The sequence below is a fragment of the Methylicorpusculum oleiharenae genome (assembly GCF_009828925.2).
Lineage (GTDB): Bacteria > Pseudomonadota > Gammaproteobacteria > Methylococcales > Methylomonadaceae > Methylicorpusculum > Methylicorpusculum oleiharenae.
The window spans coordinates 4,753,566-4,773,867 of record NZ_WUTY02000001.1 but is presented as its reverse complement, the minus strand read 5'-3'; the positions used below and the strand labels follow the sequence as shown (position 1 = coordinate 4,773,867).

General features: G+C 52.3%; 24 protein-coding genes and 1 pseudogene. 22 read left to right on the top strand and 3 right to left on the bottom strand.

Annotated elements, in window-relative coordinates:
* Nucleotides 1–18 precede the first annotated feature (18 nt).
* From GO003_RS21265 to GO003_RS26290, 15 genes are all read left to right on the top strand, one after another.
* Nucleotides 19–1,377: an STY4528 family pathogenicity island replication protein gene (locus GO003_RS21265; RefSeq protein WP_159658451.1), complete on the top strand. Its 1,359-nt coding sequence runs from the start codon at nt 19–21 to the stop codon at nt 1,375–1,377.
* Nucleotides 1,378–1,425: 48 nt separating this feature from the next.
* The gene (locus tag GO003_RS21260; RefSeq protein WP_159658452.1) at nt 1,426–1,782 is read left to right on the top strand and encodes a hypothetical protein; all 357 of its coding nucleotides are present in this window, start codon (nt 1,426–1,428) and stop codon (nt 1,780–1,782) included.
* Between the two features lie 30 nt (nt 1,783–1,812).
* A complete protein-coding gene (locus GO003_RS21255; RefSeq protein WP_159658453.1) occupies nt 1,813–2,730 on the top strand; it encodes a PAT1 family protein in 918 nt (305 codons plus the stop codon).
* On the top strand, nt 2,727–3,557 hold the full coding sequence (locus GO003_RS21250; RefSeq protein ID WP_159658454.1) for a PFL_4669 family integrating conjugative element protein: 831 nt from the start codon (nt 2,727–2,729) through the stop codon (nt 3,555–3,557). The genes GO003_RS21255 and GO003_RS21250 overlap by 4 nt, the downstream gene beginning before the upstream one ends.
* The gene (locus tag GO003_RS21245; RefSeq protein ID WP_159658455.1) at nt 3,538–3,744 is read left to right on the top strand and encodes a hypothetical protein; all 207 of its coding nucleotides are present in this window, start codon (nt 3,538–3,540) and stop codon (nt 3,742–3,744) included. The genes GO003_RS21250 and GO003_RS21245 overlap by 20 nt, the downstream gene beginning before the upstream one ends.
* 124 nt (nt 3,745–3,868) lie before the next feature.
* Nucleotides 3,869–4,285 carry a hypothetical protein gene (locus GO003_RS21240; protein ID WP_159658456.1) on the top strand — a complete coding sequence of 139 codons (417 nt, stop codon included), beginning with the start codon at nt 3,869–3,871 and terminating at the stop codon, nt 4,283–4,285.
* Between the two features lie 468 nt (nt 4,286–4,753).
* A complete protein-coding gene (locus GO003_RS26470) occupies nt 4,754–5,278 on the top strand; it encodes a DNA topoisomerase family protein (protein WP_159658457.1) in 525 nt (174 codons plus the stop codon).
* Nucleotides 5,279–5,521: 243 nt separating this feature from the next.
* A complete protein-coding gene (locus GO003_RS21230; RefSeq protein WP_159658458.1) occupies nt 5,522–6,004 on the top strand; it encodes an STY4534 family ICE replication protein in 483 nt (160 codons plus the stop codon).
* Between the two features lie 21 nt (nt 6,005–6,025).
* On the top strand, nt 6,026–6,208 hold the full coding sequence (locus GO003_RS21225; RefSeq protein WP_159658459.1) for a hypothetical protein: 183 nt from the start codon (nt 6,026–6,028) through the stop codon (nt 6,206–6,208).
* Between the two features lie 675 nt (nt 6,209–6,883).
* Nucleotides 6,884–7,336, top strand: coding sequence for a hypothetical protein (locus tag GO003_RS21220; RefSeq protein WP_159658460.1), 453 nt, complete (start codon nt 6,884–6,886; stop codon nt 7,334–7,336).
* 156 nt (nt 7,337–7,492) lie between these two features.
* Nucleotides 7,493–7,966 carry a RadC family protein gene (gene radC / locus GO003_RS21215; protein ID WP_159658461.1) on the top strand — a complete coding sequence of 158 codons (474 nt, stop codon included), beginning with the start codon at nt 7,493–7,495 and terminating at the stop codon, nt 7,964–7,966.
* 94 nt (nt 7,967–8,060) lie between these two features.
* Nucleotides 8,061–8,879, top strand: coding sequence for a DUF932 domain-containing protein (locus tag GO003_RS21210; protein ID WP_159658462.1), 819 nt, complete (start codon nt 8,061–8,063; stop codon nt 8,877–8,879).
* Nucleotides 8,880–8,962: 83 nt separating this feature from the next.
* Nucleotides 8,963–9,385, top strand: coding sequence for a DUF6876 family protein (locus GO003_RS21205; RefSeq protein ID WP_159658463.1), 423 nt, complete (start codon nt 8,963–8,965; stop codon nt 9,383–9,385).
* 25 nt (nt 9,386–9,410) lie between these two features.
* Entirely contained in the window at nt 9,411–9,599 is a 189-nt protein-coding gene (locus GO003_RS21200) for a DUF7706 family protein (RefSeq protein WP_206444753.1), read from the top strand.
* A 492-nt stretch (nt 9,600–10,091) separates the two neighbouring features.
* Nucleotides 10,092–10,217 carry a hypothetical protein gene (locus GO003_RS26290; protein WP_269144436.1) on the top strand — a complete coding sequence of 42 codons (126 nt, stop codon included), beginning with the start codon at nt 10,092–10,094 and terminating at the stop codon, nt 10,215–10,217.
* Between the two features lie 452 nt (nt 10,218–10,669).
* Here GO003_RS26290 and GO003_RS21195 read toward each other — a convergent pair whose 3' ends face one another.
* Nucleotides 10,670–10,975 carry an integration host factor subunit beta gene (locus GO003_RS21195; RefSeq protein ID WP_159658464.1) on the bottom strand — a complete coding sequence of 102 codons (306 nt, stop codon included), beginning with the start codon at nt 10,973–10,975 and terminating at the stop codon, nt 10,670–10,672.
* Between the two features lie 504 nt (nt 10,976–11,479).
* On the opposite strand from GO003_RS21195, the gene GO003_RS21190 reads away from it, so the two are divergent.
* The 3 genes from GO003_RS21190 to GO003_RS21180 are packed head-to-tail and all read left to right on the top strand — an operon-like array spanning nt 11,480 to nt 14,704.
* On the top strand, nt 11,480–12,721 hold the full coding sequence (locus GO003_RS21190; protein ID WP_159657607.1) for a site-specific integrase: 1,242 nt from the start codon (nt 11,480–11,482) through the stop codon (nt 12,719–12,721).
* Entirely contained in the window at nt 12,718–13,695 is a 978-nt protein-coding gene (locus GO003_RS21185) for a tyrosine-type recombinase/integrase (protein WP_159657609.1), read from the top strand. Before GO003_RS21190 ends, GO003_RS21185 begins: the two co-directional genes overlap by 4 nt.
* Nucleotides 13,688–14,704 carry a tyrosine-type recombinase/integrase gene (locus tag GO003_RS21180; RefSeq protein WP_231089133.1) on the top strand — a complete coding sequence of 339 codons (1,017 nt, stop codon included), beginning with the start codon at nt 13,688–13,690 and terminating at the stop codon, nt 14,702–14,704. Before GO003_RS21185 ends, GO003_RS21180 begins: the two co-directional genes overlap by 8 nt.
* An 800-nt stretch (nt 14,705–15,504) precedes the next feature.
* Here GO003_RS21180 and GO003_RS21175 read toward each other — a convergent pair.
* Nucleotides 15,505–16,251 (bottom strand): hypothetical protein, encoded by a 747-nt coding sequence (locus GO003_RS21175; protein WP_159658045.1) that lies wholly within the window; start codon nt 16,249–16,251, stop codon nt 15,505–15,507.
* A 268-nt stretch (nt 16,252–16,519) separates the two neighbouring features.
* Here GO003_RS21175 and GO003_RS26710 point away from each other — a divergent pair.
* The 4 genes and pseudogenes from GO003_RS26710 to GO003_RS26285 all read left to right on the top strand — a co-directional run bounded on the left by GO003_RS26710 (nt 16,520) and on the right by GO003_RS26285 (nt 19,531).
* Nucleotides 16,520–17,349, top strand: a pseudogene (locus tag GO003_RS26710) (transposase).
* A 166-nt stretch (nt 17,350–17,515) separates the two neighbouring features.
* Nucleotides 17,516–17,887 (top strand): hypothetical protein, encoded by a 372-nt coding sequence (locus tag GO003_RS21165; protein WP_159658043.1) that lies wholly within the window; start codon nt 17,516–17,518, stop codon nt 17,885–17,887.
* Nucleotides 17,884–18,993, top strand: a complete 1,110-nt coding sequence (locus GO003_RS21160) for a hypothetical protein (RefSeq protein WP_159658042.1) — start codon at nt 17,884–17,886, stop codon at nt 18,991–18,993. The genes GO003_RS21165 and GO003_RS21160 overlap by 4 nt, the downstream gene beginning before the upstream one ends.
* A gap of 409 nt (nt 18,994–19,402) precedes the next feature.
* The gene (locus tag GO003_RS26285; protein WP_269144435.1) at nt 19,403–19,531 is read left to right on the top strand and encodes a hypothetical protein; all 129 of its coding nucleotides are present in this window, start codon (nt 19,403–19,405) and stop codon (nt 19,529–19,531) included.
* Nucleotides 19,532–19,738: 207 nt separating this feature from the next.
* Here the strand turns inward: GO003_RS26285 and GO003_RS21155 are convergent, their stop codons facing one another.
* Nucleotides 19,739–20,011, bottom strand: coding sequence for a hypothetical protein (locus GO003_RS21155; RefSeq protein ID WP_159658041.1), 273 nt, complete (start codon nt 20,009–20,011; stop codon nt 19,739–19,741).
* Between the last annotated feature and the right edge of the window lie 291 nt (nt 20,012–20,302).

The following is a 20,302-nucleotide window of genomic DNA, read 5'->3' as shown; positions in this document are numbered from 1 at the left end:
CCGCAAAGACCGGCAGCCATGACCCCGCCAACCGCAACGCCCATCTCCGCCGCGATCGTGCAGCTCGGCGAGCGGATTGCCCAGGCCCTGGGGCCCGAGACTACCGGTCCAGTTGCCCAGCGCGAAGCCCTGCTGTATATCGGCCACTGGCAAGATGCCATTCCTCGAGCCATTTGGAGCGATCCGGATCTGGAAGCCATCGATGTCCGCTGTTGGGGACTGATGCGCACCCAGACCCTGACCGGTTCCGCCGTGCTGCTGTCTTTGCACCGGTTATTACACAGCCACTTAGGGATCGCCAAGCCCACCGTTTCAAAAGTGTTGTATGTGCTGCGCTTAACCCGCTGGCTGTCCCTGTGTTCCGCGCTCCGCACGCCAACCGGCCAATTCAAAGGCCATGTCTATGCCGTTCATGATCACCGCCTCGCCCTGGCCGATGCCCTCTACCTGGACCCCGAGTACCTCGAATTCGTCAACCACCAACGCCGGCATCACCAAGCCCAAATCCGAACCCTGGCCCGGCAGATCTGGCAAGCGATCGACCGCCGGGAAGAACCACCCCCCTGTGCGGCGGTGAGTGACTTCTTTCAGCAAGTGAACGGCCAACGCCAGGTTCATTTTTTTAACGGACCCCACCGGGTTCAAATAGTTAACCTGGCTGATGACCGAGTTCAAAAAGTGAACTTGGCTAAAATCAACCAGGTTCAAAAAATGAACCTGGCTGAAACCGACCAGGTTCAAAAATTGAACCTGGCTAATCCAAAACAAGAACCAAAAGAAAAACCAAAAGAAAAACAATCACTTAGCGATGAAGTTCAAAAATTGAACCGCAGCACCTATATAACAACTACTACAAGTAGTAGTTGTAGTAGTAGTTTTTTAAATAAATTTAAAATAACTACTACTACGCCTGTTTCAGCTAACAGGGAAAAAAATTTAACCGATGCGGCCCGCGCACCGCTCAGCTATCCGCCCAGCTTCAATGCCAGCGAGCAAGCACTCGCCCAGCGCTACCTGAACCCGATCGACCCCGAGCTACACCAAGCCTTTCTCGATGAAACCGCCGCGCAAATAGACGCTAAACGCACGAGCCATCGACCGATTCGAAATCCGTTGGCGTATCTCAGCTGGTTATGTCAAGAACACGCCAAAGGCCACCCGGTGTTGACGAGTTTGAGTATTCGCTACCGGGACAACCGTGAACGCCAGCAACGCACAGAACAGCAGGTGCGCAACCATCAGCAAGAACTGGCCGCCCTGAGTGGGCGCAACGCTCCGGCTGAAAACCCGAATAAGCGCCACGACAAGCCACAGAAATCAACGAAACCCACCCAACAACTGCGGGAGGCACTGAACAATGCGCATTCAGACAACTAATCGTCCCCTGTGCGGGCTGCACACCCCTCTAAGCAGGAGTAATCAACTGTGCAGGCTGCACACCGCTCCGGCCAAGAGCAATCAACTGTGCGGGCTGCACACTTCTCGGGGCAAGAGCAATCTGCTGTGCAGGCTGCACACCGCTCGGGCCAAGAGCCATCAGCTGTGCAGGCTGCACACCGCTCGGGCCAAGAGCCATCAGCTGTGCAGGCTGCACACCGCTCGGGTCAAGAGCCATCAACTGTGCGGGCTGCACACCGCTCGGGGCAAGAGCCATCAGCTGTGCAGGCTGCACACTGCTCAGGGCAGGAGCCATCAACTGTGCAGGCTGCACACTGCTCAGGGCAAGAACAATCAACTGTGCTGGCTGCACACTGCTCGGGCCAAGAGCAATCAGCTGTGTAGGCTGCACAGCCTGAAACGCAGGAGAGAACAATGACGAAAATACCACTGTATCGGGTTCTGACTGCCATCGACCAGCATGGTGCCCAAATTCAACGCTGGACAATTGAGGGATTTGCTCCTGTGCGAGCTGCACACTGCTCGGGGCAATGGCAATCAACTGTGCTGGCTGCACACCGCTCCGGCCAAGAATTACCAACTGTGCGGGCTGCACACCGCTCCGGACAAGAGCCATCAGCTGTGCAGGCTGCACAACGCTCCGGACAAGAGCAATCTGCTGTGCAGGCTGCACACTTCTCGGGTCAAGAGCAATCTGCTGTGCAGGCTGCACACTTCTCAGGGCAGGAGCCATCAGCTGTGCAGGCCGCACACCCCTCGGGGCAGGAGCCATCAGCTGTGCAGGCTGCACACCGCTCCGGCCAAGAATTACCAACTGTGCGGGCTGCACACCGCTCCGGACAAGAGCAATCTGCTGTGCAGGCTGCACACTTCTCGGGTCAAGAGCAATCTGCTGTGCAGGCTGCACACCTCTCGGGGCAGGAGCCATCAGCTGTGCAGGCTGCACACTGCTCGGGTCAAGAGCAATCTGCTGTGCAGGCTGCACACCTCTCGGGGCAGGAGCAATCAGCTGTGCAGGCTGCACACTGCTCGGGTCAAGAGCAATCTGCTGTGCAGGCTGCACACCTCTCGGGGCAGGAGCAATCAGCTGTGCAGGCTGCACACTTCTCAGGTCAAGAGCAATCTGCTGTGCAGGCTGCACACCCCTCGGGGCAGGAGCAATCAACTGTGCAGGCTGCACACCGCTCCGGACAAGAGCCATCAACTGTGCAGGCTGCACACTTCTCAGGTCAAGAGCCATCAGCTGTGCGGGCAGCACACCGCTCCGGCCAAGAATTACAAACTGTGCGGGCTGCACACCCTGAAATTCAACTCAAGAGGATTAACGCATGAATGCTTTCTTTGACCCTGAGCCTCAACCCGCAAGGATTCAACCGGAGCGGACCTTCATCGAACAGCCGGGCGATCTGCGCAGTGAGACGCGGATGACGATACAAACCCGGCAAGCCCAAAAGCTAGTGGTTGGCCGCAAAAGCAGCGAGCATGTCGAAGCGATTATCGGTTTGCTGGATTTTGGTCGGCGCATGAAGTTGATTTGGTTATCCGCCGAAGCCGATGATCCTTTTGCCGACTGGTTTTTAGTCAAAATCGAGCAGTCGCTGGCTGACAGTCAAGCGCTGATCCAGGCCAAGACCACTTGGTTGACGACCCGCCTGGACGAAATCGAAGGCTTTGACATTCAGGTGGCCCAATCACTGCAGCCCTTGCAGGTGCCGATCTATTTTCAGAACCCGTTTGGTTACATGGGTGCCTATTTGATTGCCGATTATGATGCTTTGGCGCGCAGTGTCTTTACTGCCCGGCACATCGCCCTGATTGATCGCGCAGTGGCCGAACAGCTGTTGCAGGTGACCGGTAAAGCTATCCGTCGCACCTTCAATTTGGCCAGTCAATGGAAATTCACCGGTGTCATCCGCGACGATGTGCTGGCTCAAAATCCTAATGCGCTGCGAGCACAAGGGCTGTTGGGCGAATGTCCGGGGGCCATTGTCGCCAAAACCCAGCGGGCCAAGATCGCGCCGGTCATTAAAGCCAAGCCCAAGCCTTCTGCCGTGGTAGTCAGCAACACCAGCGGCCTTAGCGGCAGGGAAAATCCGGATGAAACGCAACGTGGAGAACCTGTCGCAACGGCCATCAGCAATGAGCTGTCTTCAGACTGAAGATCTGCGCGGGTTTGCCCCTGTGCGGGCTGCACACCCCTTCGGACAAGAGCAATCAGCTGTGCAGGCTGCACACTTCTCAGGGCAAGAGCAATCAGCTGTGCGGGCTGCACACCGCTCTGAGCAGGAGCAATCAACTGTGCAGGCTGCACACCCCCTGGTCGCGTTTAGCCATTTTGACCATTGATCCAGCCCGGCTGAATCCGGTGCGGGGTAGCTAACAGCACTTACAAAAGGTTTTAACCCTTTAAGGGTAAGGGGAAGCCTTTTGATGAGCTAGCCCTTTTTATTCCTTTTCGTTGACTTTCGCTATGGCCAGTGATTTCGAAAAACGTCTTCATGTCGTGTTACCGTTCAGCTCCCGGCAGGGGGTCTGGCGCAGAATTGCGGTACTTGAATCAGAAATGACCCAGGTGGTCAGGTTGATGAACGACTGTGCCGGGGCGTTCCGGCAGGTGCTGGCCGAACCTCGGGAGCTGTATCTGAACGTTCAACAGGTACGTTCGTTGACGGTGTATATCCGTTGGCGTCGGCGAGGCGTTCGCGGCCAGCAAGCTTATTGCTTACTCAACAGCCCGGCAGGTCAGGCCGTGTTGCTGCGTCAGGCTCCGGAACTTCAGCAGTGCTACCGGCAGTTCGATCACTGGGCTCTGGCGTTGAATCTGGCCCATTCACTGCGCTTGAATGAAATCAGGCGCTTGAAAAAATACCTCAAAGACCTGGGTTAAGCCAGGCATCGTGTCACTCAAAAACCGAGCACAACGGGATTAGGGTTTTCACTTCATATTGCCGCCAAAATCAGTACTGTATCGGCAACAGGGGAGCTGTGCCATTCTTGCCGGCTGTTTCAGTTAGGCGACCCCGGCCCATTATGTGAGCAGGTCTTTCATGACAGCACGTTGTTTATGCGAAAAACCCAGCCAGGCAAACGCTATCGTACGTGTTTTGGGCGCCTGGCTCCGCCAAGACAGTTCGTTTAGCGGCGTTCAGGTCTTCGTGATCGGCTGTTTTGGCCATTGGCTGGGCTTGGCGGTACCGGACGCTGAGGGCCGCTGTTTCAGTCAAGCCGAGGCCCCGATTGCGGCAGACCAGAACCGGACTCAGACTGCAGCTGTTTCGAACATCGCCCCGATCAGGGTCCTTGTTTCACCGTTCTTACTGTTCTCGGTAGCGAGGTTCCGGCAGGCGGTCTACTTGTGCGGCTATGGCTTGGTTACGCAAATGGGCGTGGCAGGCTCGATGCGCTGTGGGAGTCCGGCCCAGACCCTGCGACAACGGGCGTCAGGATACAGATCCTGGACGCGAATGCCCAAGGCCGCGGCGAGGCCGATCAGTTTGTTAAAATCCAGGGCGGCAGCGTGTCGCAGTTAACGGCTCAGGTGAAACAGCAACAGCAACAGCAACAGCCTGCCGAGTTTGACGGGCTGAGCGGCCAGATGCAGGTTAACTGTCCCCGCTGTCAGTATCCGCTGGTCCGGCGCAAGAACCAATACGGTTATTTTTGGGGCTGCCGCAATTATCCGGACTGTCAGGTGATTGTCCACGATGAGCACGGCAAACCCGGAACGCTTCGCCAGCCTGCACAAGCCACCGGCGAGGCCTGTCCGGAATGCGGTCAGGGGCAACGGGTCGAGCGCATCGTACGCAAAGGCCAACGCCGCGGGCAAACCTTTATCGGCTGCAGCCGGTTTCCGGCCTGTGCTTACACCGAATATCATTGAGTCTGACCGGAAGGAGATAACAGCAGACTGGCGTGGCCCCAGCGGGATGACCTTAAGCGATGAACTCAGGTTTACACCGTGCTCACTGCGTTTTCAGTGAGACCTTTCGCTACCGCGCATCTGTCCACCGGTAGCCGGTTCCTGCGGGAATCGCGCAGATGTTAGACCCATCGGGAAACCCTGTTTCCCCTTGGGCGACAGGGCGTTATTCCGGTTTTTTTCTTTCCAACCTGGAGAAGCCTTATGTCGACAGCCACTCAAACCCACTACTTTGATCTTCATATTCACGGCATCGGTTATGTCAACCGCATTCGCGAAGTGAGCGTCAAGCGCGGTGATAACTTTTGGGCGTGTGATATCGCCGCCTTACACGGTGCGGAAGCTGCGGTGCAATACACCCGCTTCGATTGCCGGGTCAGCGGATCGGAAGCCGAAAAGCTGATCAAACGCATGCAAAAAGCCGGTCAAGACGATAAAAAGATCCTGATCGGTTTTAAACTCGGCGATCTGTACACCGATACCTTTACCTACGAATCCGGAGCCAAACAGGGCGAAACCGGCGTCAGCCTGAAAGCCCGGCTGCTGTTTATCCACTGGATCAAGGTCGACGGTGTCACCGTGTATACTGCCCCGTCCAAAGCCGAAGCCGGCAACGAGGGCCCGGCCGCACCCCAGACCACCGATCATACCGCGCCGGATCACAGCGCCCAGGCCGCCCCGGCTTAAGCCTGCCGTGAGGTCAACGCGATGGATGCCCCGGTCATGATCCGTACCCGGTTTGGCGACAAAACCGATCAGGACGGCTTTTTTAACGCTGCGCTTGCAACCTTAATTCAGCAACCTGAGTGGTGTGCCGCCGTCTTGATGCCAGATGACGTCTATGCCGGCCCGTTTTGTTACACCGCCCTGGAACGGGCGATTCCCTTTTAACCCAGCGCTACCGGCGCCCGCCAACCCTCAGGGATGAAGGTTGCGGTTTGCGGTAGCGCTCCCTGACCTGTAGCCGTGCTCTTTTCGCAGAAGGTCTTACCGGTTTGTATCGGCAGGACCTTCTGGGAAAACGCGCATCAATGCGTTGCTTCCTGACCCCACCGACTGCCATCGTCGGTATGTGATGGAACCTTTTGTGCGGTAGACCGTGCCCACTGAATAGGCGCTGAGAACACTCGATAATCCAGTCAGACCGCCGTGAGTTCAGGTTAAACAACGGGAAACCAGGCTCATGCAGTTACAGAGTGGCCGGTCGATCATTTCGACCTGAGTAAGGCATGAGCGCCTGTCATGTGACAGACCGCCATGGCAATTGACCTTGTTTTACCACCCCAACGGTGTACAGGCCGACTTGAGATCGCCTGTACACCCGGTTTTTTCCGAAGGGCTTGCCCAAGAGGGCAGGGCAGTGGGAAAAAACCGTTACCCACACTCAAGGCTTTACCCGTGCTCACTGCGTTTCAGTGAGACCTTTAGTAACCGCGCGTCTGCCATGCCGGTTGCCGATTCCTGTGGGAATTGCCGCAGACACTTTTTTTCAACCCCATCGGGAACGCATTTCCCGGTCTGCGGGGAACGGCGTTCTTCGATTTTAAATCTGAATTGGAGATGCTTATGAACGGCCATCAATTGACTGATTCTGAACCCTGTTTGGTGTGGGATACGGGAGCACTGGCTCAACAGCAGGCCCACCTGCTAGTTGAAATAGGCGCTGCGGCCGATGTCGATCAAGGCTTTGCCAAAGGCTGTGAAGACCCTGATCTTATCGCCTATGAATGGGCTGCGTTAACCGAACAGTTAACCGTGCTCCTCAATACGCTCAATCCCTCAGGCTATTGGCATGCCGAAGTGACTCACTTCGGATGGCGCAGCCGCAACGGTTTTAAGGACTTTGAGGCCGACACTGGTGCCCGGTTTTTGGCCAACATCCTGCCCGCTACCGACTGCACCTTCAAGGTCTTCGTCACTGAAGACGGCACTGTCCGCCTGCAGAACTTTCACCACGATGCGCCAACCGGCAACGAGTGGTATACGGTCAAGCCGGCTCAGCCCTGGCTAGACCTCTAAATCAAGCCATCCGGTCGACATCTGATCGGTCTTGGAAACCGGCTTATCTGGATTGCTTCAGTGTGAGCCATTTTAACCACCCAACCGGGGCAACACAGTCCTCGCGTTGCGGACGTGCGGTGTGCTTCGGTGTCATTCAATCCCGGGAGAACCCCCATGTTATACATTCAAGAAAGCAACGGTGCTTACCGTAAAGCCACAGAAGCCGATGTACTCGGTGCTGCCACCGCGCTGTTCAAACGCCATTTTTGCACCGGCAACCCCCTGACCGAACCGGCCAAGGCGGCGGAATACCTTAAATTGCAATTGGCACAATACGAACATGAAGTCTTTGTCTGCGTGTTTTTAAATAGCCAACACCAAGTGCTGGCGGTGGATGAACTGTTCCGGGGCACGATTGACGGCGCCTCTGTCTATCCACGGGAAGTCATCAAAGCGGTATTGCAGCACAATGCCGCCGCCATGATCGTGGCCCATAATCATCCGTCCGGCAAGGCAGAACCCAGCCAGGCCGATAGAACCATTACCGACAAATTGAAAAACGCCCTGGCGTTGATCGATGTCAAATTACTCGATCACTTCATTATCGGTGAATCGGTGTATTCCTTTGCTGAAAACGGCTTGTTGTAACCGGGTTTAACCCCGAACACCGCTGTTATTTTTTAACCCCCTGGGCATCCGGTCCCAGTGGGGCGGTAATGCCCAGGTTGACTGGAGACTACCCATGTTAGCTTCACGCTTTACCAACGGTCAGCTGCTGCGTTCACACCTGCCTTTGACCGATGAACAATTACGTACGGTCGTTCCTTCGATTTATGCCGATACTGCCCATGAATCGCGGTCCGACCGCTATGCCCATATCCCGACCCGTGTGGTCTTGACGGCCCTTCGAAAAGAAGGCTTTCAGCCGTTCATGGCGACCCAGGCCCTGGTGCGGGATGATTCCCGTCAGGGCTTTGCCAAACACATGCTCCGGCTGCGCCATGCCAGTCAAATTGAAGCAGACGATGCCGCCAATGAAATCATCTTACTGAATTCACATGACGGCTCCAGTTCCTATCAAATGCTGGCCGGCTGTTTCCGGTATGTGTGCCAAAACGGCATGGTCTGTGGCGATCAATACCACGATATCCGCGTCCGGCACTGCGGTCAGGTGGTGGACAATGTCATTGAGGGCGCTTATCAGGTGCTCGCTAACTTTGACCGGATCAGCGCTGCCAAAGCCGACATGTCGGCATTGCGCTTATCCGAGGCTGAACAACAGGCCTTTGCCCACGCCGCCTTGCCCTTACGCTTCAGTGAAACCGATGCGAAACCAACCGAGCAGGCGGTACTGAGACGCAGACGCTCGGCCGATGCCGGTGATGATTTATGGACCACCTTCAACGTGGTTCAGGAAAATCTGCTCAAAGGCGGTCTTCCGCGGCTCAATCAGCAGGGCAAAGTCACCCGCACCCGCCAGATCAATGGCATTGACGGCGATGTGCGGCTGAATAAAGCGCTGTGGACCCTGGCTGAAGCCATGCAAGCCTTGAAAGCGTAGTGTCATCAACCCAACCGGGGCACACCGATCCCTGGTTTCGGGGAAACGTGTGTTCCCGCCTTTTCCAACCGTGGAGCAACACCATGACAGAAGCCAACCCTGAACAACCTGGCCAACCCGAACGGGATGCCGCGGCATCCCGTTCATCATTAAACCAATTCACCGGTACCGAGCGCTGGTACCGGCATCCTTTCAATCCCACGCTGCTGTATACCGATGGCGTCAAGTACCTGGCCGAACATGGCGGCAAACAAGGCGCCTATTGGCTGCTCGATACTGTCGCGCTGGAAATAGCCCCGTTCCTGGCAGTCCAGCAACAGGCCTTTGGGGCACTGTCATTGACGGTCAACCCCGATAAAACGGCGGTCATCACCGTCACGGACGGCAATGACGTGACGCTCGCCAGCTTCGAGCTCTTCTATACCGATCTGCACCCAGGGGACTGGCGTTTATTCCTGATCGAAGAGGGGGAGCACCGGATCCTGTTATTACCCAGTGAATATTAACTGCTCAGTCAAAGGAGGCCATTTTATGATGACGGTGACCCTGACTTTAGAACTCAACGATCAAGACGCCTGGGCGCTGGCACAGCTGGTTAAAAGGCTGGGCTGGCAGGCCCTCAGCGATCATGCAGTCAACTCGGACGAAGCCGAACGCATGAGAAACGCGATAGCGGGTTTACAATCCGCATTGTCACAGAAGGGGTATTCACCTCGCTAACACCCGGCCCCGTAAGGGGCCATTTTTAATGGCATAGTTCGCGGAAGTCGTGACAGGACAGCAACCTCGTCATTCCGGCAGGGAATACCGGAGCCGTTAGACCGCGTAAGCGAAGCGAATCCAGGCCACACGGCGGTGACAGGCCAACGCTAGCCAGGGCTTCCAGACTCAGACAAGCTGTCCGGCGTCAATTAGCATGTGCGGGGTGATAACTATCCTGACACAGAGGGCTATTAACGCAACCAAGAGCCTTTTGATGCCGATCAAGCACAGACTGCGTGGCGAGTGTCAAAAGCCGAAAACGTCCAGTCATTCCTGCCCCAGTTACCGTCACTCCTGCAATTCAGTAAACGCTCGAAAACAAATGTTCATATTTACCGATCTTACCTTACCAGTCCCACCTGATCCTGCTACTTTTGTGTGAATTTCAGGGTGCGGTCCGTCAGACTCTGTTATCTTATTTGTCTGTGCCAGCCCTTGACCAAGGAGACGATGATGAAACCCGCCGCACTCATGCTTTTGATTCTGGTGATCCTTTGGGGCTGTGAAAATACCAAGGGACAAAATCGACATGATCCCAATCATCATGAATCAAGCGGACAAATTAATCGCGACTAAATGACCGCGAAAAACAAGCTGATCAATGACTCACAGAGATAAGTGTTGGTGGGTTAGGCTGATTGAGCTAAAGTTGATGAGTAGCGTGAACCGGAAGATTGATAAAACGGATATTCGAGGGTAACGATTTTAATCGGTTTGATAGACTGCCAACGAAATAAAACTGACATTTGAAACTATTCAAAAGCAACCATTGGCCATGGGCGTATTTTTGTTTTTGATCGTCGGCGGTCGACCCAAAACCGACAAAAAATAAGCGTGGCTGGCGATGGCTTCCAGCCGATAATCCGCGCGCGTGGTCGGTTGGGAAATCGGTGAGCGGCGCTTTAATTACTAATGGCTCATGCCGATGCTGGTTGGCGGTGATCGGGAGTAATGAAAATAATGTAAGACAGCACGACAAATGAGCAGTGAACGCATTCGGGTCGGATTAGTTGTCCAAATAAAGCAGTTCATTCCTTGATGTCGCATTGAGCGCGCGCTGCATCCACGCGGTCTCTCAATTCCTTGCCGGGTTTGAAATGAATAACTACTTTAGCCGGTAAATTAATCCTTTCACCCGATTTAGGGTTTCGGGCAAGTCGGGCAGTCCGATGATGCAGATCAAAACTACCAAAACCCCTGATTTCGATGCGTTGGCCCTGGACTAATGCATCTACCATCTGGGCCAGCATGCAATTGATGGCCAAATCTACATCTTTTATCGAAAGTTCAGCTAATTTCTCATTGAGCGCATTTACCAGTTCTGACTTAATCACTGTTTAACTCCCTTGGTCATAACCTGCTGATTTTATCAGTTTACAGAACCGTCGTTTGCAGTAAATTGGTCTTTCTTGAAGTGATTTGCTGGCAGGCGAAACTGAATCATACCTCGCCGGGTTAACGTTTCGAGGAACAGTTTTCCCTCTGGAAATAGGGTCGTCTGATAAGGAAGACTGGGAAATTGATCAGTTGATCAAACAATCGAAGAAGTTCTAAAGTTCACCCACAGTTTCAAATATAAACCGATGGATATAAATGCTTTGACACCGTTAAACACTGCTCTTGATATTACTTAAAAGCAGTCACTGGCACTAAGCAAAATTTTGTTATCTGGTCGTCGGCAAACGACCCCTATGTATAGTACCCAACTATGTATAGCTCCAAATGGCTATAGTCTGCAAGGCACGATGTCAGCGATATTGAACGCTATCTCTGCCATTAGCTTGACATAGTTTTACCTGTCTCCTGTAGTGGAATCTCACCCACCTCAGGAGATTCGAATGAAATCTGATCACCATACAAGCAATTGGCTGTTTGACAGCCAATTGGCACCCTTCGTTGATGCATTTATGCTGCACCTGTTTGATTGCCGCTATGCATCCCACACCATTGATAATTACCTTGCCGGACTGACGCATTTTGCTCAGTGGATCACCGAAAGCCATATTGATGTCAAAACCATCGATGAAAAGCTAATCCAACATTTTCTAAATGACCACCTGCCAAGCTGTTGCTGCGAGCAGCCGGCATTTTCTTATGCCAAAGATTTACATGCGGCGCTGGGACATTTGCTGAAAATCCTGCGTGCCAATGCCATCATCGGCGATCCATCGATAGGCCAAACGCCCGTAGACGAGGAACTTCGACGATTCGATGGTCACATGAGCCATGTGCGCGGACTCGCTGCCACAACACGTAAGCAGTATCTTGGTATCGTTCGCTGTCTGCTATTGGCGCAGTTTGCCGATCGAGAAGTGGTGATTGCCGAGATCAAACCGAACCAGATTCAGCAGTTCATAGCCAGCCAAAGCACGCGATGTTCCGTGGCGGCCAGTATCGGTGCATCGGTTTCGGCATTACGCGGCTATTTTCGCTATCGCGCCACCCTGGGCGATGCAGTTCATCATCTGATCGGCGTCACCAGTTTTCCGGCCAACTGGCAACAAGCCTCGCTACCGAAAACGCTGACCAAGCACGAAGTAGAATGCTTGCTAAGCGCACTTACGCAGGATAGCCTGGCGGCGCTTCGAACGGCGGCCATCGTGCATTGCGCATTGGATCTGGGCCTGCGCAGTAGCGAGGTCGCTTATCTTAGCCTGGATGACATCGATTGGTCGGCGGCGACGATTACTCTACATGGCACCAAGGGACGGCGTGAAGATGTCATGCCCTTACCAGCGGCCACCGGTCAAGCGATTGCCGATTACCTGACGTATGAACGACCACCCACCAGTAACCGTGCGGTGTTCGTTCGTAACATAGCGCCACGCGATCAGCCTATCGGCCCTGATTTGATCCGGAAGTCGATCCGCCAGGCTTATGCGCGAGCGGGCTTGCCCTACACGCGGTCTCATTTGCTGAGGCATACCATGGCCAGCAGACTCCTGGAGAGTGGTAGCTCCCTCAAAGAAGTGGCGGATGTCTTGCGGCATCGCTCGCTCAATACCACACTGGTTTATGCCAAACTCGACAGCCAGAACCTGGCAACGGTCGCCTTGCCTTGGCCTGGGAGTGCATCATGAATATACCTATTACGATGACAACCCATGCCGAAAATTACTTGCGTGAACGGCGTCGACTAGGTTTTGGCTTGCGCTCGCCTGGCTACTCAATCATCAGTTTTGCTCATTATATTGATGCTTTGAACACCCAAGAACCACTAACCGTCGAGCTGATGGCAGACTGGGCACGGCAAGACCAGGGTCATAGCGATGATCCTGCCACATGGGCCAGGCGACTGAAGAATCTGCGTTCCTTTTGCCGCTACCTACAACAATTTGAACCGCGCACCGAGGTACCTGATGACAGCATCTTTGGCCGAGTCGGCCAGCGCTTGGCTCCGCATATTTATACTGAGCAGGAGATCATCGATTTGCTGGCCGCCGCGCATAACCTGGATTCCTTTATTCAAGGCTTGCGGGGTGCTACCTACGAGACATTGTTCGGGTTACTCGCGTCGACGGGGCTGCGAATTTCCGAAGCCTTGCATTTACTGGATTCTGATGTCGACTTAAAGACTGGCATGCTTGCCATACGGCAAACCAAGTTTGCCAAATCGCGCTATGTACCGCTTCATCCCAGTACGGTAGAGGCGCTTAAACAGTATCGGTCGCAACGCGACATCCATATCCCTGTCACGGACGATACGCCATTTTTTATCAGTACGCGGGGACGACTCCTCGGGCATAAACTGGATTCTCGGCAGGTTCATCGGGTGTTTATCCAATTACGTGAGCAATTGGGCTGGATCAATCGCGGTGCCCATCATGGTCCGCGCATTCACGACTTGCGCCATACGTTTGTTGTTCGCCGCATACTGCTATGGCAGGCACAAGGCATGGATGTCGACCGACAGATGCTGGCTTTATCCACTTATGTCGGGCATGCCATGGTCACCAATACTTACTGGTATATGACGGGTATTCCCGAGCTGATGGCCGTGGCAGCCAATCGGTTTGAAGCCTTTGCGCAGTTACCGGAGGTGTGTCATGACTGAAGCCACAGCACCCCATCCAGTCTCCTTCTCGGCTTTGGTCCAGCAGTTTTTTACCGAATATCTGGTCAATCAACGCGCCATGAGTCCGCGCACGATTGCCTCGTATCGGGATGCCATGCTGCTATTCCTGGATTTCACCCAGCATCGCCTGGGGAAAATGCCAACGGCAGTGAAATTGGCCGATATTACCCCGGATTTGATCCTGGCCTTCCTGGACCACTTGGAACTGCAACGCCACAACACCGTGCGTAGCCGGAACTTGAGGCTGACAGCCTTACGCGCATTTTTGAAATTCGCCGCCCGACGCGACGTATCGTCATTTTTCGTAATTGAACAGGCGCTGGGTATCCCCATGAAACGGTTCGAACGACCCATGCTGGGTTTTCTGAGCCGCGAGGAGATGTTAGCCATATTGGGCCAACCCGGTGAAACCTGGACATCCCAGCGCGACCATCTATTACTGACCTTACTTTACAACACCGGCGCTCGGGTTTCCGAAATCATTGGTATCAAAGTCGGCGATGTCGTCATGGGCGAATCGGCTTGTGTCCACTTGCGTGGTAAGGGACGCAAGCAACGCTCGACACCTTTATGGAAAAGCACGGTCCAGGAAATCAGAGCTTGGTTGAAACGTAATCCAGCATTAGATGCTGATGCCGCGTTACTGCCGAATCGAGATGGTCAGCCGATGACTCGTTGCAATGTTACCCAGCGACTCAATATTGCAGTCGAGCTTGCCGCCCAGACGATGAGTAGTCTGTCCAAGCGAAAGATATCGCCTCACACCATCCGTCACACGACAGCTATGCATCTGCTACAGTCTGGCGTGGCGTTTAACGTGATTGCCTTATGGCTGGGACATGAAAGCACCACCACTACCCATCGGTATGTAGAGGCCGACTTGGCGATGAAGAACAAGGCCTTGGCCAGACTTCAGTCGCCAGGGGAGCCAAGCTACCGTTACCAACCGGATGATGATGCACTGTTGCAGTTTCTTCAAGCACTATAATTATGTAAAGCACGCTGTCAGTCATCTCTGACAATGCGCGGGTTGCCAGTCGAAATAGATCACTTCTATACATAGTTGGGTACTATACATAGGGGTCGCTATGGATAGCTATCCATAGCGACCCATTTTTGCCACTCGCGCTTCTCCAAACCGGTCAGTCAGTCAAATCCAGATTCTACGGAGTGGAGGTCTCCAAAGCAGCCATTGGCGACCTCACCCAATTGACCAGGAAGAGACAGCCACAAGATTGCAGTGGACGGATGGTTATATTTTGAGAGCGGTCATTCAGAGACCGACAGTGATCGGCAAGCTTTGCCGTATATTAGCGGGGATTGCCCTTATAAGTTGAATGTAAGAAGCCTAAAGATGGTTGTTAAAAGGACTACTGAATTGGTCTCTGCTACGCTCAGCAACATCCCTGTTGCAAATTCATCCCAAAACACAAAAGATTGGCAGGTTGATCTTTGGGGAGTCTCTATTTTTGCGAAAGCTTGTTTTGGGCATCCCAGCCCAATCAAGCGGCAAAAATTACGCGACCACTGATGCCTCCGGCGGCCCCGATTCGTCCGCGTCGCCTCGTTTCGACCCAACAAGGGGTCGAAACATTGGCTCTCGCATGACTTAACGCCGTTTCGCGATACCTTGCAGGTTTTCTCCGCAAGCTACGAAAACCCGCCCGGCGCTACGGCTATCGGGGAATAAAAATCTTCACTTCGCTAAAGCTCCGTTTCCAAGATTTTCAGCGGAAGAGAAACCAATGAACCCTATCTAACCCTTCCCCAGTTCCAAAAAAAGAAGCCTTAAACTGATCTCATTTGTTTAAGACGCGCACCCGCAAGACCAATCATCGCAGTTGCAAAAAATACCAATGCAGGTGGAACAGGTACGACTGTTCTTGTAAATGAACAGCTTGAATTGTTGTCCTCGCATGCACTAAACGATTGTTCAAAAGATAGCGTCAGATTGACAAATTCTTCTGATTCTTCATCGTACAAGCTGGCTTCAAAATAATGCGTCAATCCAAAACCAAAGCTAAACAATTCGTAAGTTCCCGGTGCTGCGCTCCCGTTGGTGGGTGTTGCCGTACCTAGAAGGAAAACATGGGTATCTCCTGGGTTAATTGTTGTTCCCGTATCAGCAGCACTGAAGATAAAACTATTGCCTTGTTCGATTGTGTATTCACCGGGAGAGCAGGCATTTGTAAAAGTATCACTGCACGTCCTAAATGCAAAGTCTGAAGTATACGAGTAATTCAGGTCGTCGATGTCGAAGACCACCCCATTGAATTGCTGGTAAGGTAAACTCGCACTGAAGAATTCGTTGTAAGTCAAGGTCGCAGGCAATAGTGATGCAGCAGGTTTGTTGGTTCTAGATAATTCCAACGGTTCGGAGAAGGGATCCAGTTCGAAAGTGCCATAGATATCAATGGCCTCAAATGGTGATACATCGCCACTGGGTTGGGTGTAATAAAAGTTGTATAAGATTTCGGCCTCTACGCTATAAGGGCTGAATAGAAGAAGTATCGGAATTAGCTTGGAAATTTTCATGGGTAATGCCTCATAGGTCGGTGGTTTACAGTGGAAGAAAATAGGATGTCGTTAGCGCCATCGGTATAGTTTTTTCTCATACTAAAGCATACTCTATGCCCATTACTTTATTTTCAATTATTTCAAAGGTATAACGATATAATTATTTAATTTTTTACTGGAATAAAGTAGGTGATGTTAAAAAAACTGACACTTTAAATCGTATTATGATGATCAATACCTTCGCCAAACGGTAAGCATGATTCTTTGCGGATAGGACAAAACTTAGATGCCTAGAAATGTAGAATACAGAAACCTTAAATCACAGTATCACCCACCTAATCCAATCATGGACGAAATAATCACAACACTTAGCAGCCTGAGCTCATCGCTGGCACCTCGGACGTTCAAGCAGCTAACCCTGATCATTGAAGCCGTGTTGGCGATGACCGGGCGAGTCACCCAGCTGGGCATATCCCGCTGGACGGAAAAAGGTGGGAGTTATCGAACGGTGCAACGTTTTTTTAAAGAAAAGATAGACTGGCCACGGTTGCGTTGGCAACTGGTAAAGCCACACGCACTGGAAACGAAAGGAACCTGGTTGCTCATCGGTGACGAAGTCATGGTGACCAAATCTGGGAAAGAAACGTATGGGCTGGGGATTTTTTTTCATCTATTTACAACAAGGCGCTCCCTGGCCTGTGCTTTTTAAACCTGTCATTGCTCCACGTTGAAACGCGAGCCGCTTATCCTTTAATCACCGAGCAGTTGGTGCGCAGTGACGTTCAAAAAAGTGCACCCAAAGCGGTCAAGACGAAAGGACAGGCCGTCGGCAGGCCCAAAGGCAGTCTTAACAAAAACAGAAAGGCGGTGGCATTGTCGCCTTTCCAGACGCAGTTGCAGAACTGCATCCGTTCAGCTTTGACCCTGATAGGCCTGGACTTGGCCATCGTCTACTTCGTGTATGATGGTGCCTTGGGTAACAATGCCAGTCTGCAAGCGGTTAACGAAGCAGGACTGCATCTTATTTCTAAGCTACGCCATGATTCAAAGCTCTATTTCCCCAATGCAGGGCTTATTCAGGCAAGGGCAAGCCCCGTAAATAGGGCGAAAAACTAACCGTGGAAACGCTGACGGCTGACTCTCTAACACTAGAAACTGTGGAAAAAACATCCGCACCCGTGTTTACCACGTGCAGGCTTGGCATAAAAACTTTCCCGAATTGCTGAATGTCGCCATCATCGTAAAAGTCAACCTGAACACCGGGCGAACCGCAAAGGTGTTGTTGTTTAGTGATGACCTGACACTAGCCAGTGAAAAGTTGATTGATTATTACGCCTTGCGTTTTCAAATCGAGTTTAACTTTCGAGACGCCAAACAATACTGGGGACTCGAAGATTTTATGAATATCAAAGCAACGCAAGTCAACAATGCCGCTAACTTTGCCCTCTTTATGGTGACCTTTTCGCAGCTATTATCAGCCAAACTCGAGGGCGTAAACAGGAGCAGTATGCTGGACTTAAAAACTATCTTAAGGGCGCGAAAATACACGCGGCGCATTATTAATTCGCTCGGCAAAAATGCGGATGAGTTTTATATTGACAATAGGATTTTCCAAGCCGCAGAAATTGGTCGAATTCATGCGAAAGCAGCATGATTTTTGGCGAAGGTATTGAGCCGCATTTGCTCATTTTTGGGTTTACAGGATTCAGCTTGAATCGTCCCCGGCAATATAGTTTAATGAACTTGATGCATTCCTTTTTTCTGAGCAGGAGGTATGTCGTGATCGAAAAAACTGGTTTAACGAAATTTACGCGCGCACTCTGCTTGAGTGCGGTGTTGCCATTTGTAGCGCCTGAGGTTTCGGCAGCGCTAATCGCAACTATCGATGGCTATGTTGGGGCCAATTATTCTTATCGCCCTTACCTATCGCCAATTTTATCGGGTGGGGACACGGTGCCTTTCAATCAACCGCTCACGAACAATGCTTCCAGTAGCTTCGCTTACGCGACACCCTTCGGTGCTGCCGCCGATGTCGTTGCCCGCGTGGGCGATGGTTGGATGCGTTTCGGCGCCGTGGGCAGCAGTGCCACCTTTGCAGTACCTGCGCGGGACGAGGCGGGCGGCCATGCGTTTTTTGGGATGCGTGCCAATGTACTCGACACCATTGTCATCAATAACCCCTCATTGACCGGAACGATCGGTTTCGCAGACCTCGGTTTTCTGGCAGAAGGCGTTCTTTCGGCTGGGCGTGATGCCCCCGCCAATAATAATTCCAGAGCGCTCGGGTCGGCTGATATCTCAATCACTCTTTTCGCAATCAACACGGTGACACAGAATTTTCGGCTTGATGCCGAGAACAGAGGATTTCAACAAGATATCCCGGCGGTGGGTCTCCAGAACGAACTAATGGGAGGCGAGCTGAGCTTCGTTTTTGGCACGCCCTTCAACTATTCCGTGGTCCTTGAAACTTACGGATCGGCAACTTCAAGTTCGGTGGGCGGACTGACCACACCGGGATTGCCGGCGGCAACTTCCTTCGTGAGCGATTTTCGCAACACGATCACCTGGGCAGGTGTCAGCAGCCTGCGTGACGCAGCAGGCAACCCTGTCACCGATTTTACTGCCTTTTCGGGAACTGGCGCCGATTTCCGTAATGCGATTGTGCCGACAAGTCCTATACCCTTGCCCGGAGGTTTCCTGCTATTCGGGTCTGCGCTCACGGTAATGTATGCGGGTCGCTTCAAAGCTTATAAAGTGTAAGAAAAGTTTAAATCAGCTCTTGAAAAAATGGGATCAGCGAGCAGGTCATCGTTGCGGCTGGACAATGTTGCAAATTTTAGCGGGTGAGATCCGCCTGGGGAACTGCTAGACTCAAGCCGGGTATCGTACCTTGCAGTTAAGATGGCAAATTAATTGATGCGTAGGTATGAAAACAGCCCGCTTAGCTCCGAATAGCGCTAGTGGCATCGGAGGAAGTTGGCTTCAAAATGTGCGATTACGCAAGTCGCTAACTGCACCTACATTTTGACAGGCAAATTATTTGCCTTTTCCTGTCACAGCAAATTAAAACTTATCTGTCAGCTGTGGGTCGATTGAACTCGGTAACGAATGGCTGTTTTCAGGAATCGGAATTCAATGACAGCTTTCCGGCGATGAATCTGAAGAGCGGATGGTCGCCAGCGACCCTAACCAGCCGGACGCAGTTCTCCAAACCGGACAGTCAGCCAAATCCAGAAACTGCGAACTGGAAGTCTCCAAAGCAGCCATTGGCGACCTCACCCTATCGGCCAATTATTGACAGTCACAACCGTCCGCTTTACGGCAAGCAATTTTGCGACGTTGAACTCATCCGTGTCCCAAATGCACTCATTGATGCATCAGCCTTAAATGGCAGAAGTGGAATACAGACCTGCCTTTCAAATTTACTGTAGGATTTTAATCCCAAAGCTGTGGAATTTTATAATATCTTTTTTAATCAATACTTTAGTAAGCTATTATGAACTTCTCAATACCGAAAGCCTTTAAAACGTGTATCGGAGGCTTGATAGGACGGGCGAATCACTCGTTCTTCGTAGATGACGAGCTGCTGCGTCTTATTCCGCTTCCTTGAGCCCGACCGCTTGGTCTGGTCCTCGCCAGTTCCCAACGACTGCTTGCCATAGGTTGCTTGCGCTATACCACTCGGCTTGAAATTGGGACGCACTTTTTCGCCCTTCAAAATCGCTATTTTGTCTTTCAAGCCACCGAGTTCTTCGTCCTTTTGCTGGATCGTTTCCAAACTTATAGGGAATTTAATGGGTTTGCCGCGGTTTACCGAAATCCCATCGATAATTCCTTTATCCCAAGTATAATGACAGTCTGTTTTTGAACTTATTGGGAAACTTCAGTCGTAAATTATCCCTTTCTAATCAAGATGGAACTCGTTTATGTTCCAGCCATGGAATGGCTATTTCTTTCCGCCCATCGGCCCAACATATAACTATTGACCGTCTGAGCGATTTTTATTTTTTTCGTAACCGGATCGTTGAATTTATTTGCCGGCGCTTGCTTTTAAGGAGTCGCACTTGAT